Source organism: Porphyromonas canoris (genome assembly GCF_000769115.1).
GTDB lineage: Bacteria > Bacteroidota > Bacteroidia > Bacteroidales > Porphyromonadaceae > Porphyromonas_A > Porphyromonas_A canoris.
The window spans coordinates 535,399-548,994 of sequence record NZ_JQZV01000013.1; the positions used below are offsets into that span (position 1 = coordinate 535,399).

The following is a 13,596-nucleotide window of genomic DNA, read 5'->3' on the forward strand; positions in this document are numbered from 1 at the left end:
GTCATAAAATATGCGCTGTTCGGTATCGAGTAAAGAGAGAAAAGGCTTCTTTTTCAAGTTATTTTGCTTACTTTGCAAGCGGAATAGCGATTATTTTATGTATTCAATAATAACGGATAAAAACAGAAGTAGAACAAATAAGTAACGATTATGAATCAGACTAAAGAAAAGCTGTTTTCACAATTCCCTGAGATCTCTACTCAGGAGTGGATGCAGAAGATTGAAGCCGATCTTAAAGGGGCTCCTTTTGATAAGAAGCTCGTATGGAGAACCAACGAGGGCTTCAATGTAAATCCCTTTTACAGGGCAGAGGATATAGCCCACCTCAAAACAACGGATGCGCTACCCGGTGAATTCCCTTACGTTAGAGGTACAAAGGTGTGCAACTCCTGGTATGTCCGTCAGGATATCAACGTGACCAACGCAGAGGAAGCCAATGCCAAGATGAAAGAGCTTTTGGGTAAAGGCATCACCTCTTTCGGACTCAAGGTGAGCAAGGAGATGGCAAGCAAACAGCATCTGACTACTCTTTTGGATGGTATAGATGTGGAAAAAGTGGAGCTTAACTATCTGAGCTGTCGTACCAGAATAGTAGCCGTGGCTAAGATCATTGTAGAGATCTATCGTGAGAAAGGTGTCGATCTTGCAGCGTGCCCCGGCTCTTTCCATTTTGATGTATTCAAGAAACAGCTGAGCAAAGGCGTAGTAACCGATGAGTGGATCATGATCGGTAAAGAGCTTTTGTGCTCTGCTTACGAGCTTAAGAAGTTCACTGTGCTGGATGTTGCCGGTATCTCTTTGGCAAACGCAGGTGCTTTCGTGTATCAGGAGCTTGGCTTCGCTCTCAGTGCAGCCACTACCATCCTGGATACTTTTGTGGCAGAAGGTTGTGGGTCTGCCGCCGAAATAGCTCCTCGCATCCGCTTCGATATGGGAGTGGGAACAAACTACTTCATGGAGCTTGCAAAGTTCCGCGCTCTTCGTTGGCTTTGGGCTGAGATAGTCGGAACGCATGGCGAAGATTGCAAAGGCGATGCAGCCAAAGCAGTGGTACACGCCGAGACATCGTCTTGGAATATGTCCATCTACGACGCATACGTGAATATGCTTCGCACGCAAACGGAAGCGATGTCTGCTACACTTGCAGGTGTTCACTCTCTTACCGTATTGCCATTCGATGCCGTCTACAAAGAAAGTGATGAGTTTAGCGAACGTATCGCTCGCAACCAACAGCTTCTTCTCAAGGAAGAGTGCCACTTCGACAGAGTGGTGGATCCGGGTGCGGGATCGTACTATATAGAGCATCTTACATCCGCTATTGCAGAGCAAGCGTGGAAGTTGTTCCTGCATATCGAAGAAGATCTCGGCGGTTTTGCAAAAGCTGCAAACGAAGGAGCGATACAGGCAGCCGTGAACGAAAGCAACCAAAAGCGTCATAAAGATGTGGCTACTCGCAGAGAAAGTCTGTTGGGAACAAATATCTTCCCCAACTTCTCCGAGATGGCAAAAGATAAAATCACCAAACAGGATGTCGTGTCTTGCAGCTGCGAAAAGCATGCAACTATTACCGCTCTGGATTATCGTCGCGGAGGTTCGGACTTTGAACTGCTTCGTTTGGCTACGGAAGAGGCTCCGAAGCGTCCGTTGGTCTTCATGCTTACAATAGGTAACCTTGCCATGAGACTTGCTCGAAGCCAGTTCTCCAGCAACTTCTTTGCCGTGGCAGGATACGAAGTGAAGGACAACCTGGGCTTCAACACCGTTCAAGAGGGCGTGGATGCAGCCATGGCAGCCAAGGCAGACGTGATAGTGCTCTGCTCCAGCGATGATGAGTATGCAGAGTATGCTCCTCAGGCGTATGAGGCTATCGCAGGCAGAGTGCCTTTTGTGGTGGCAGGAGCTCCGGCTTGTATGGAAGAGTTGAAGGAAAAAGGCATCGAACACTTTATCCACGTTAAGGTTAATGTGTTGGAAACACTGCAAGGATTCCATAAGCTGCTCGGTATTCAAGAGAAGAAATAACAGACCCCAAAACTCACTTTTAGAATATTAGATATGAAACCAAATTATAGAAGTATCAATATAAATGAAGGTCAATGGGGTACATCTTCCATTGCCGACTATGTCAAGAGAAATAATATCACAGCAGACTGGGAGACTCCGGAACATATCCATGTAAAGTCTGTATATACAAAAGAAGACCTTGAGGGCATGGAGCATCTCTCTTATGCTTCCGGACTTCCTCCATATCTTCGCGGACCTTATAGCGGTATGTACGCCATGAGACCATGGACCATCCGTCAGTATGCCGGGTTTTCCACAGCGGAAGAGTCCAATGCTTTCTATCGCCGTAACCTTGCATCCGGTCAGAAAGGTCTTTCCGTAGCGTTCGACTTGGCTACTCACCGTGGTTACGATGCTACCCATGAGCGTGTTGTAGGCGATGTTGGTAAAGCCGGTGTATCTATCTGCTCGCTTGAAGATATGAAGGTGCTCTTCGATGGTATCCCGTTGAACAAGATGTCTGTCTCCATGACAATGAACGGAGCAGTGCTTCCGGTAATGGCATTCTATATCAATGCCGGTCTTGAGCAGGGAGCTTTATTGGAAGAGATGGCAGGTACTATCCAGAATGATATATTGAAAGAGTTCATGGTGCGTAATACTTATATCTATCCGCCTGAATTCTCGATGCGTATCATTGCGGACATATTTGAATATACGTCTCAAAATATGCCGAAGTTCAACTCTATCTCTATCTCCGGATACCACATGCAGGAAGCCGGTGCAACGGCAGATATAGAGTTGGCATATACACTCTCTGACGGTATGGAGTATCTGCGTGCCGGTATCAACGCAGGTATTGATGTGGATAAGTTTGCTCCCCGTTTATCTTTCTTCTGGGCGATAGGTATGAATCACTTTATGGAGATTGCCAAGATGAGAGCTGGACGTATGCTTTGGGCTAAGATCCTGAACGACTTCGGAGCTAAAAATCCTAAGTCTCTTGCTTTGCGTACTCACTCTCAAACTTCAGGGTGGTCTCTTACAGAGCAGGATCCGTTCAATAATGTCGGACGTACCTGTATAGAGGCGATGGCGGCAGCTTTGGGGCATACCCAATCTCTGCATACCAATGCGCTCGATGAAGCTATCGCTCTTCCGACAGATTTCTCTGCACGTATCGCTCGTAACACTCAGATCTATATCCAAGAGGAAACAATGATCTGTAAGGAGATAGACCCTTGGGCGGGTTCCTACTATGTAGAGAGCTTGACCAACGAGCTTGTTCATAAAGCATGGGCGCATATCCAGGAGATCGAACAGATGGGTGGTATGGCAAAAGCGATAGAAACCGGTTTGCCCAAACTGCGTATCGAAGAAGCTGCGGCACGTACTCAGGCTCGCATTGATAGCAATAATCAGGTTATCGTTGGGGTGAATAAGTACAGACTTGAAAAGGAAGATCCTATCGAAATTCTGGAGGTGGACAATACCGCTGTTCGTACTCAACAGATCGAACGTATCTCTCAACTCAAAGAGAAACGTAACGAAGAGGAGGTACAAAAAGCTCTTGCAGCCATCACTCATTGCGTGAAAACCAAAGAGGGTAATCTCCTTGATCTTGCAGTGAAAGCAGCTTCTGTCCGTGCAACATTAGGGGAAATCTCCGATGCCTGTGAGTGTGAAGTGGGAAGATACAAAGCAATCATTAGAACTATTTCAGGGGTGTACTCAGCAGAAACAAATAAGGATGCAGATTTCGTTAAAGCTTGTCAGCTTGCCGAAGAATTTGCGAAGAAAGAGGGACGTCAACCTCGTATCATGATAGCCAAAATGGGTCAAGACGGTCATGACCGTGGGGCTAAAGTTGTGGCGACAGGGTATGCAGACTGCGGTTTTGACGTGGATATGGGACCATTGTTCCAGACTCCGGCAGAAGCTGCACGCCAAGCTGTGGAGAACGATGTGCATATCATGGGTGTCTCTTCCTTGGCAGCAGGTCATAAGACTCTTGTTCCTCAGGTTATCGAAGAGTTGAAAAAGCTCGGCCGTGAAGATATCATCGTGATTGCCGGAGGTGTTATCCCTGCTCAAGACTACGATTTCCTTTACAAGGCAGGCGTTGCCGCTATTTTCGGTCCCGGTACTTCCGTGGCTAAGGCAGCCGTTCAGTTGTTGGAGATCTTGCTCGATAACGAATAAGCATACATTATAATACAGTTCCCTTAGGGGGATAACGGCAGTGAGAGGATAGGTGTAAAATTGCACTTATCCTCTTATTGTGTGTAATATTAAGGGGATATTAGTATCTTTGTTCAGCTTTAACATCAAAAAAACAGAATTATCATGGCATACGGACTATTAAAAGGTAAGAGAGGAATCATATTCGGTGCTCTCAACGAACAATCTATAGCTTGGAAAGTAGCACAGAGAGTTGTACAGGAAGGTGCTACCATCACACTTACCAATACCCCTATGGCACTTCGCTTGGGCGAGTTGAATGCTTTGGCAGAAGAGACCGGAGCAAAAGTTATCCCTGCCGATGCCACTTCTCTTGAAGATTTGGAAAAAGTTTTTCAAGAAAGTATGGAAGCGTTGGGCGGTAAGATAGACTTCGTTCTTCACTCCATAGGAATGAGTCCGAATGTTCGCAAGAAACGCGAATACGATGATCTTGACTACGGATTCCTTGAAAAGACTTTGGACATCTCGGCTATCTCTTTCCATAAGATGATGCAGGTGGCAAAGAAAATGGATGCAGTGGCAGAGGGAGGCAGTATCCTTGCTCTTACTTACGTAGCTGCTCAACGCACTTTCTGCGGATACAACGACATGGCAGATGCTAAGAGCTTGTTGGAGAGCATCACCAGAAGTTTCGGTCATATCTATGGTAGAGACAAGGGAGTGCGTGTCAATACCATTTCGCAGTCTCCAACCGTAACCACAGCCGGTAGTGGCGTAGATGGTATGTACAATCTCCGCCACTTCGCAGAGAAGCTCTCTCCTCTCGGTAACGCCAATGCCGATGAGTGTGCAGACTATTGCGTGCTGATGTTCTCCGATCTGAGCAAGAAGGTTACCATGCAAAACCTCTTCCACGATGGCGGATTCTCTTCCATGGGAATGAGTGTTGCAGCTATGGAGCAATACGTTAAAGGAGAGCTTGACAACATAGACTAATCTCTTCCAACAGAGTCTTATGGACCTGATATAACATACGAGTCCGCACGTGTTTGGGTCTTTCCCCTGTCGTGCGGACTTTTGTTTTACAGTATGAGCAGGAAAAGAGTTCTTATAACAGGGGCAACTGGATTTATCGGAGGCTATTTGGTAGACGAAGCCATTCGGTGTGGCTATGAAGTTTGGGCGGCTGTCCGAAAGGGGAGCAACCGCTCTCGTCTCAGTGACAAGGGTATTCACTTTGTGGAATTAAGCTACACAGACCCCACTCAGATTACCGACTTGGCAAACAGTTTAGCCCCGGAAGGAGAGCCTGCATGGCACTTGGTTATTCACAATGCAGGGGTAACGAAGGTGAAGCAAACAGAAGAGTTTTATCGCATCAATAGCGAACAGACGGCTCTTTTCGTGGCTCAACTCCGGCAGGCAAAGTGTCCGCCCGAACGTTTTCTCCTTATGAGCAGCATGGGCAGCTACGGTCCGCCTCCGAATGATACCGAGCCTCTTCGTTCCTCTGACCCTTGCCATCCCGGCACGGAGTATGGAAAGAGCAAGCTGCTTGCCGAGCAGTATGTGCAGGAGAGCGGATTACCTTATACCATTATACAGCCTACCGGCGTTTACGGGCCGTATGACCAAGACTATCTCATGGCTATAAAAAGTGTCTCCAAGGGGCTGTATGTCCGCTCCGGAATATCTTCTCAGACTCTGACGTTTGTATTCGCTTCCGATCTTGCCCGTGCTACATTCATTGCAGCAGAAGCTCCGGAGGCGGAGGGGGAGAAGTACATTGTTTCGGACGGACGCAGTTATACCGACAAAGAGTTCGGCAGACTCATTCAGAAAACATTGGGAAAGAAGTTTGTATTAAAGCTTGCCCTCCCTTTGCCATTGGTTTATATCGGCTGTGCCGTGGGGCAACTTTGGGGCAATCTGACCGGTTCTCTCACACCTCTCAATAGAGACAAATACACTATCTTTGCCCAACGCAACTGGCGATGTGATGCTTCCCCGATTTTTCGCTTAGGCTTCACACCCGAATATGATCTCGAAAAAGGTCTTGCAGCTACGGTATCATGGGCGAGGGATAATAACCTGTTGGAGCCCTCCTCAAAATAGTTTTTCTTTTTCGTTTCTCTCTTGACGGTGAAGTGAAGATCGGTAGAATAAAATTCCAAAAAGATACACAAGTATCTATCTAAAACGTATCAATAGTATGAAACATCTACTCCTTTTGGTGGCGATCTGCCTTGCATCTTTCTCTTGCAGCAGTTCGGGCAAATCCTCCACAGAAAACAACGATCAAACAACAGACTACGAATCGCTCGATAACGGCGGTCGTTGGATTCTCAGCCTTTTTGCCGGCTCCGAAGATGGCAAATTTTCGCAACCTTCCAATGAGAATGATTTTACGCCTCGCCTGCATGAATTTTTCCAAGAAGCATATATGCTCTACGACACTCGCTCGGGAAACGAGATGAGCGATGCTGAGCTCGAACAAGCCAAAGCGCACTATAAAGAGAAGTGGAGCGGTATCTATCCTGCGAAAGAAGATGCAATAGGATTGTTCGGAGCAGGGGATGACGATATGGAACCTATCGAAAACGTCAAAGTGGTACCCTTGGGAGATCTTCGCTACAACATTACTGTCGAGTACGAATGGAGAGGTCCCATACTCTCCACAGTCCGACTTATAGAGCAGGGAGATAAGTTTGTCATAGACGAGATGAGTTGCAAGTATATCAAACCGGAGCCTCAGCCATTGCTTCTGCCTGTGGGTAAGCGTTGTTTTACCAATAGCGATGAGGGAGGAGATATCACCACGATAGAGATGAACATCGCTTCCGATTGCTCTGTAAAAGGTGTTTTCCAGTTCGCTCCTGGCACCGGAGAGCCTTGGCAAGTCTCTTTTGAGGGAATAGTGCAGGGCTATAAGCTCAGAATAGAGTTCGATGAGCTGCCTCCTAACATTGACGATGAGTACAGCTGGCAGCTAAGACGCAAATGGTATATCGAGACCTACGACTTGGGTAATGGTGAAGAGAGCGAAGTGCTGACCATAAACTTTTACGGCTTTAATCATGAAACAGGAGAGCCGGGAGATGTTCCTTTCACCTTTATAGAGTGTGCAAGGAAAAATTGGAGAGAGTAAAGCGGAATAATAAAACCAAAAATAAAAAGCACGAGGTTGTCCCGAATAGAGGCAACCTCGTGTTGTTTTATCTTCGTTTGCTGTTTAGTATAGATTGTGCTCTTGTTTAGAAAAAGAAAAACCTCTCTACTTGTTTCCAAATAGAGAGGTTTTCGTTTTGTTTGCTTCGCTCTTCCTCTTGGACTTGAACCAAGGACCCTCTGATTAACAGTCAGATGCTCTAACCGACTGAGCTAAGGAAGAGTGTTTGTCTTATCTCTTAGACGATGCAAATTTAGGCATTTTTTTTAATCCTGCAATAGCTCAAAGAAAAAATGTTACCTCTTCTTTTGCTATTTTACTCCCGATTGGCTCTGCTCTTCCTTGTCTCTTTTTTCTCCGTCTGAGGGTTAAAGATTGTCGTTCATCGGATTCCTTCATTCGGATAAGCCGGAGAGCATTCGCTTAGGTCAAGAATAGAAATGTTCATTAGCGTGGATAAAAAATCTGTCGAACACTTTTAGAAAACTTTCCGAACCTTATAAGATTTCAAAATCAGGGTTCGAGGAGTGGAAGTTGTGGTTCGCTTTGGAGCAGTCAAGGTTCGATTTTCAGAAGTTGAAGCTTGGCTTAAAGAAGTGAATAGGTTTAGTGTAAGATATAAAAGTGAATAACGTAAACTCTGAACAGCTTTAGAACAGAGAAAAAACAAGCATACCGAAACCGGAACTCGGGACATCATGATTATGAATCATGCACTCCACAAGAAAAAGAGAAAGCATACCGGGAGGGGAAGAGGAGATGATTTCATCTGTAAAAGAAGTGCGATCCGGACAGAAAAAGGATATATCCCAACTCTTGTCCGGATCGCACTTGCTACCATTCGTCTAAAGGAGAGAGCGGTCTAACTTTCGTAGCCCTCTGCCAGCCTTAAGAGGTCGCCAAACACACCTCTTGCCGTTACCACGGCACCGGCTCCCGCTCCCTGTATTACAATAGGTCTGCTACCGTAGCTTTCGGTATAGATTTCAAAACAGCTGTCTGCGCCGCTCACTCTACCCAAAGGAGAGTTTTTGGATACACGCTTAAGAGCTGCGGTAAGAGTGGCTTCCTGCTTTGTATTGTCCCAAACGATGTCTCCCACATATCTGAGAACTTCGTCCGGAGAGCAGCTTCCCCGAAGCTCTTCTATCTCTTTCTCCAGTTCTCCGAATCGCGTCCAGAACTGATCCAAAGAGAGTTTTCTCAGCTGTTCGGGTACAGGATTTTTCCAGTTTACATCCGAAAGCTCTGCCGCCACATCCAGTTCTCGCACCAAAATCAGAACCTTTCTTGCCACATCTTCTCCGCTAAGATCTTCACGAGGATCGGGTTCGGTGAGTCCTCTTTGGGCAGACTCCTCTACGATTTCACGGAAAGAGCGAGAAGGCTCTTCGGTAAGCGTATTGAAAATGTAACTCAAACTTCCCGAGAAAAGTCCGTGAATGCGTGTAATGCGTTCGCCTGCCAAATGGAGCAGTTTGAGGTTATCTATCAGAGGAAGACCGGCACCAACATTGGTTTCGTAGCGGTAGCTTCGTCTGTGTTTCTTGAGTGTCTCTCTCAGGTGGATATAGTCTGCGTAAGGTGCTATATTCGATTTCTTGTTGGAAGAGACAATGTCGAAGCCGTTGCTTGCAAAGTATGGATATTTCGCAGCGATGGCTTCGGAAGAGGTGTTATCCACCAAAATCATATTCTCCAAAGCGAACTTCTGCCCATACTCGACGATGGTCTCTGCCAGACTGTTTACGGATGCCGACTGTTTCAACTCCTCTTGCCACCCCTCTCCGATGCCTGTATGAGAGAGAAGCAACTGCCGAGAGTTGGCAATGGCAAATATTCGGAGGTCTATGTTTTTCTGCTCTTTCAGCTGTGTATGCTGGTGTATGATCTGCTCTATAAGAGCACCTCCCACCGTGCCATGCCCGATAATGGCAAGGTGGACACGCTTGGGACGCTCGAACATCTCTCCATGAATCACGTTGAGAGCCTTGATGCGCTCCTCTTCTCCTCGGACAAGCAGACAGAGAGTATTGTCCGGAACGGCGTTGTTAAGCAGGACAGGTAGAATGCGGTTGCGTACCAACGCTCTGTACGGACGGTCAAATTCAGCCAGATTGAGACCGATGATGGCAACGATGGCAAGCCCTTTTTCTGCGTAGATCTTGGTGGTCTTCCCTTCCAAAAGGTCTTGGCGAAACTCTTGGTGCAGGGCTTCCACCGCTTTATCGGCATCCACTTCGCTTACCACTATGGCTATACCGCGCTCTGTGGAGCCTTGGGAGACAAGGCTGACACTGACATCCGCACTCTTGAATGCGCCAAAGATTCGAGCATCTATTCCTGAACGCCCAAGCATATTGCGTCCTTCGAAGTGGATCAGTGCCTTTTGTGAAAGAGATGCCAAGGCTCGTACCGACTTTGCTTTCGGACTGGATGTGATGAGAGTCCCGTTCTGCCCGGAGCCGTATCCGAAAGTGTTGAGCACCCTCAATGGGATATTTTTATCCTGCAAAGGCTCTATGGTTTTAATGTGAAGAATTTCCGCTCCGAACTGAGATAGCTCCGCCGCATCGGAGTAAGATAGCTCGTCCATCTTTCGAGCTTCCGGAACTACGGACGGATTGGCTGTATAGATACCGTCTACATGGGTGAAGTTTTCCATGATTTCCGCATCCAAAAAATTGGCAAGGAGAGCTGCACTATAGTTGCTGCCATTTCTTCCGAGTGTGGTACGGACTCCCTCTCTGTCCCGTGCAATAAATCCCGTAACGATAGGTATGCAAGACGAAGGCAACTGACCGAACAGCCGGAGACATTTCTCTCTTGACTCTTCTACGTGAACGGAGGCTGAGCCAAACTGTGAGTCGGTTACGAAAAAGTCTCCGGAGTCTATAGCCACGGCTTTATACCCCTGTCGCTCCAGCGCATTAGCTACAAACTTGGCCGATAGTAGCTCTCCGTAGCTTACGATTTCGTCTTCCAGCTTCAGACTGCACTCGCCTACGAGAGAAATTCCGGTGAGTAGTCTTAGGAGCTGTTCCTGCTCTTGTTCAAACTTTATCTCCGAACACTCTGTCTGATGTTCCCAGAAAAGAGACAACTCCTCCTTGAATGGTTCTCCTTTTCGGGCTTTATCTATAAGAGCAAGAAGGGTATCTGTGCTTCCACCTCGAGCAGATACCACCACGACGGGGGAGAGTTCCTGCTTATGGTTGTCTGTGATGATCTCTAATACTTTGGCTATTCCAAGCCCGTTGTCAAGAGATTTGCCTCCGAATTTTAATATCTTCATTACAATGTGGGAAAGTAAGGTTTGACAATACGGTTCAGCTGTTCATACTCCATTAAGAATGCATCGTGCCCATGTATGGAGTTTATGGTGTCGAGCGTGATATTGTTTTTTATATCCGATAGTTCGTTATAAGTATCCACTGCACGGTCGTGCGTGAAGAGCAGATCGCTGTCTATGGATACCATGTGAATATCCGAATGGATCTGTGCAAGCTCTAAAGCTGTCTTGCAAACAGCGATAGAGTAGGTGAGATGCGTCATTACCTTATAAGCGGAAAGCTTAAAGCGCTTTTTCAGAGTATCGCCATGATAGAGCAACCATCTCTCTACATCGTAGAGTTGTTCCTGCTCTTCCTGTGTGCTATTGAAGCGAACATTGAGCGATTGAGGTGTCCGATAGCAAGACATAGCGTGTATGCGGGCATCTCGTAAAGGGTCTGAAGAGTTGGCAAGTATCTGTTTTTGTATCAGTGTCTGAGTCAGAAGCCAGTCCGAAGCCCGATAATCGCAAGCGATAGGGAATATCTTTTTTGCCAGCTGAGGGCGTAAATGCGCCATCTGCCACGTGAGTGAACCTCCCATTGAAGCGCCTATGATACAATAGACTTCCGTGATGCCAAGAGATTCTATACCTTTTATGAACAAGGAGGCAATGTCTTTAAGAGAAAAACTTTCAGGGTCTGTGCTCTCTCTTCCATCGTATCCATTACCGGGGATATTAAAGGAAATAATGGTGTAGTGAGAGAGAGGAATACCTCCCTCATCACTTATCAGCTTGTTCCACCACCCTTTTTCTCCCGTGACGGAAGAGTTTCCGGTCAGAGCGTGATTCACTACAACGATAGGAGCCGAACCAAGTGAAGGTCCTGCCAGTTCGTAGCTTAGAGTTATGTCAGAGTGCTCCACCCCTTTCTCCGAACGGAAATCTTTTATGACTATTTCCTTTAGCATTTCTGTGCAGATTGAGTTAGTGCATTATGAAGATCGGCTTTAAGATCTTCTACATCTTCGAGTCCGATAGAGAGACGAATAAGATCAGGAGTTACTCCGGCACTTAGTTGCTGATCCTCTTTTAGCTGACGGTGTGTCGTGCTGCTTGGATGAATGATAAGCGACTTCGTATCTCCGAGATTTGCTACGATACGGAAGATCTTTGTGTTATCCACTACGCACTTGGCAGCATCGTATCCACCCTTTGGTCCGAACGTAACAAGACTGCCAAAACCTCCATTCAGGTAGCGCGCGCATATCTCATGATGCTTGTCGGAAGCAAGTCCCGGATAGTGTACCCACTCTACCAAAGGATGCTCTTTGAGCCATTCTGCGATCTCAAGGGCGTTTTTACATGCCTGATTGAGTCTCAGGGATAGTGTTTCCAACCCTTGTAGTATGATAAAGCTGTTGGTTGGGCTGATACAGCTACCGAAGTCTCTGAGCCCTTCCACCCTTGCACGCACGATGAATGCAGCCTCTTTGAACACTTTGCTATAGATAAGTCCATGGTATCCGGGACTTGGTTCGGTAAAGTCCGGGAAGTTACCATTGCTCCAGTCGAATCTTCCCGCATCTACCACTGCACCGCCCATTGCTGTGCCATTGCCACAGAAAAACTTCGTAAGAGAGTAGATCACGATATCTGCTCCATGCTCTATGGGCTTGAAGAGAATAGGGGTAAGAGTGTTGTCCACAACAAGTGGAAGACCATGCGAGTGCGCTATGTTTGCTACTTCTTTTATGTCTACGAAGTCCAATTTTGGGTTACCCAAAGATTCCGTATAGACAATCTTCGTATTGAGTTGTATGGCTTCCTCGAAAGCTTTAGGGTTTTCGGGGTCTACAAAAGTGGTTTCGATACCCAGGCGGGGGAGTGTAACGCTGAGCAGGTTATAGGTGCCACCGTAGATGCTGGACGAAGCAACAATATGGTCTCCACTTTTAAGAAGTGTGAGAAGAGTAGTGGTAATGGCGCTCATTCCACTTGCTGTGGCTATGGCTCCTATACCTCCATCGAGAGCAGCGATGCGTTGTTCCAGAACATCTGTGGTAGGATTGTTGAGACGAGTATATATGTATCCCGGTTTTTGCAGGTCGAATACGCCTGCGGCGTGGTCGCTGCTTTCAAATGTGTAAGCGGTAGCCTGATAGAGAGGGATAGCCGTTGAGCCGTTGTTTGCCGAGGGTTCGTAGGCGGCGTGTAGTGCTTGTGTTGTTGCTTTTGTAGCCATGATCTTAAAGTTTTTAGGGTTATTATATAATTGTGATATTGTACAAAAAAAGACCGCTGCAGTCTTAAGATTGCAGCGGTCTGTCTATATATTGCAAAGTATATTTCGGAACTTATGCGTACAAGACAACCGATGCAAACCTCATTTGCATCATCATAGCCATCATGTACATATTCTTGTTCATTTCGTTGTTTTTATTTCTTGTTTGTCCTAATTGCTCGCAAAGGTAGATAAAAAAAATAAAAGTCCAATACCTAATCTGTTTTGCTTGTTGTAATTTTTTTTGATTTAAGATATAAGAGAATAGTGGTAGAGGATTTTAGCTCAAAGTTCTTGCAAAAAAACAGCTGTTGAAGTTTGAAGACATTTAATAAGATGTTGTTTGCAAGTGTTATAATACAATGTTAAAACGCTAATAGGGTCGGATAAATGTCTCAAAAGAGAACTATAAACGTATTTATTAAGAAGTTAAATAGGTTAAGCCGAAAGGATATGCTTGTTTAGAGTTTAGGGGTAATGGTTGTTTTAAATAGTGTCAAAATAATCGGCCTGATTTAATAATTCTGTTGCGCTTAAAAGAATAATAGGAATGAATAAAAAAGAGAGTACGCTTGTCTGCAATGTTTTTCATCTTCATCCGGAGCCGGATATATGAAAATAGGATTTGTAGGAGGCGATTTTGTCATAACTTTTATTTGTTCTTTTTAATGTGAATCGTGC

General features: G+C 46.1%; 9 protein-coding genes and 1 tRNA gene. 6 read left to right on the plus strand and 4 right to left on the minus strand.

Annotated features, from left to right (window positions below):
- Nucleotides 1-150 precede the first annotated feature (150 nt).
- The 5 genes from mutA to HQ43_RS07430 all read left to right on the plus strand — a co-directional run bounded on the left by mutA (nucleotide 151) and on the right by HQ43_RS07430 (nucleotide 7,336).
- Nucleotides 151-2,022: a methylmalonyl-CoA mutase small subunit gene (gene mutA / locus HQ43_RS07410; RefSeq protein WP_036791707.1), complete on the plus strand. Its 1,872-nt coding sequence runs from the start codon at nucleotides 151-153 to the stop codon at nucleotides 2,020-2,022.
- 33 nt (nucleotides 2,023-2,055) lie between these two features.
- Nucleotides 2,056-4,206: a methylmalonyl-CoA mutase gene (gene scpA, locus HQ43_RS07415; protein ID WP_036791710.1), complete on the plus strand. Its 2,151-nt coding sequence runs from the start codon at nucleotides 2,056-2,058 to the stop codon at nucleotides 4,204-4,206.
- 144 nt (nucleotides 4,207-4,350) lie between these two features.
- The gene (locus tag HQ43_RS07420) at nucleotides 4,351-5,184 is read left to right on the plus strand and encodes an enoyl-ACP reductase FabI (protein ID WP_036791713.1); all 834 of its coding nucleotides are present in this window, start codon (nucleotides 4,351-4,353) and stop codon (nucleotides 5,182-5,184) included.
- A gap of 93 nt (nucleotides 5,185-5,277) precedes the next feature.
- Nucleotides 5,278-6,303, plus strand: a complete 1,026-nt coding sequence (locus HQ43_RS07425) for an NAD-dependent epimerase/dehydratase family protein (protein ID WP_036791715.1) — start codon at nucleotides 5,278-5,280, stop codon at nucleotides 6,301-6,303.
- A 97-nt stretch (nucleotides 6,304-6,400) separates the two neighbouring features.
- Complete coding sequence (locus HQ43_RS07430; RefSeq protein WP_036791718.1) at nucleotides 6,401-7,336, plus strand: hypothetical protein; 936 nt, start codon at nucleotides 6,401-6,403, stop codon at nucleotides 7,334-7,336.
- Between the two features lie 169 nt (nucleotides 7,337-7,505).
- On the opposite strand, the gene HQ43_RS07435 is transcribed toward HQ43_RS07430, so the two are convergent.
- A tRNA-Asn gene (locus HQ43_RS07435) sits at nucleotides 7,506-7,579 on the minus strand.
- Between the two features lie 489 nt (nucleotides 7,580-8,068).
- Here HQ43_RS07435 and HQ43_RS09925 point away from each other — a divergent pair.
- Nucleotides 8,069-8,206 (plus strand): hypothetical protein, encoded by a 138-nt coding sequence (locus tag HQ43_RS09925; RefSeq protein WP_160217625.1) that lies wholly within the window; start codon nucleotides 8,069-8,071, stop codon nucleotides 8,204-8,206.
- A gap of 13 nt (nucleotides 8,207-8,219) precedes the next feature.
- Here HQ43_RS09925 and HQ43_RS07440 read toward each other — a convergent pair whose 3' ends face one another.
- Genes HQ43_RS07440 through HQ43_RS07450 form a run of 3 tightly spaced genes read right to left on the minus strand, consistent with a single transcriptional unit; the run spans nucleotide 8,220 to nucleotide 12,876 of the window.
- Nucleotides 8,220-10,652, minus strand: a complete 2,433-nt coding sequence (locus HQ43_RS07440; RefSeq protein WP_036791721.1) for an aspartate kinase — start codon at nucleotides 10,650-10,652, stop codon at nucleotides 8,220-8,222.
- Nucleotides 10,652-11,602: an alpha/beta fold hydrolase gene (locus HQ43_RS07445; protein ID WP_036791723.1), complete on the minus strand. Its 951-nt coding sequence runs from the start codon at nucleotides 11,600-11,602 to the stop codon at nucleotides 10,652-10,654. Before HQ43_RS07445 ends, HQ43_RS07440 begins: the two co-directional genes overlap by 1 nt.
- The gene (locus tag HQ43_RS07450) at nucleotides 11,596-12,876 is read right to left on the minus strand and encodes an O-acetylhomoserine aminocarboxypropyltransferase/cysteine synthase family protein (protein WP_036791726.1); all 1,281 of its coding nucleotides are present in this window, start codon (nucleotides 12,874-12,876) and stop codon (nucleotides 11,596-11,598) included. Before HQ43_RS07450 ends, HQ43_RS07445 begins: the two co-directional genes overlap by 7 nt.
- Nucleotides 12,877-13,596 lie beyond the last annotated feature (720 nt).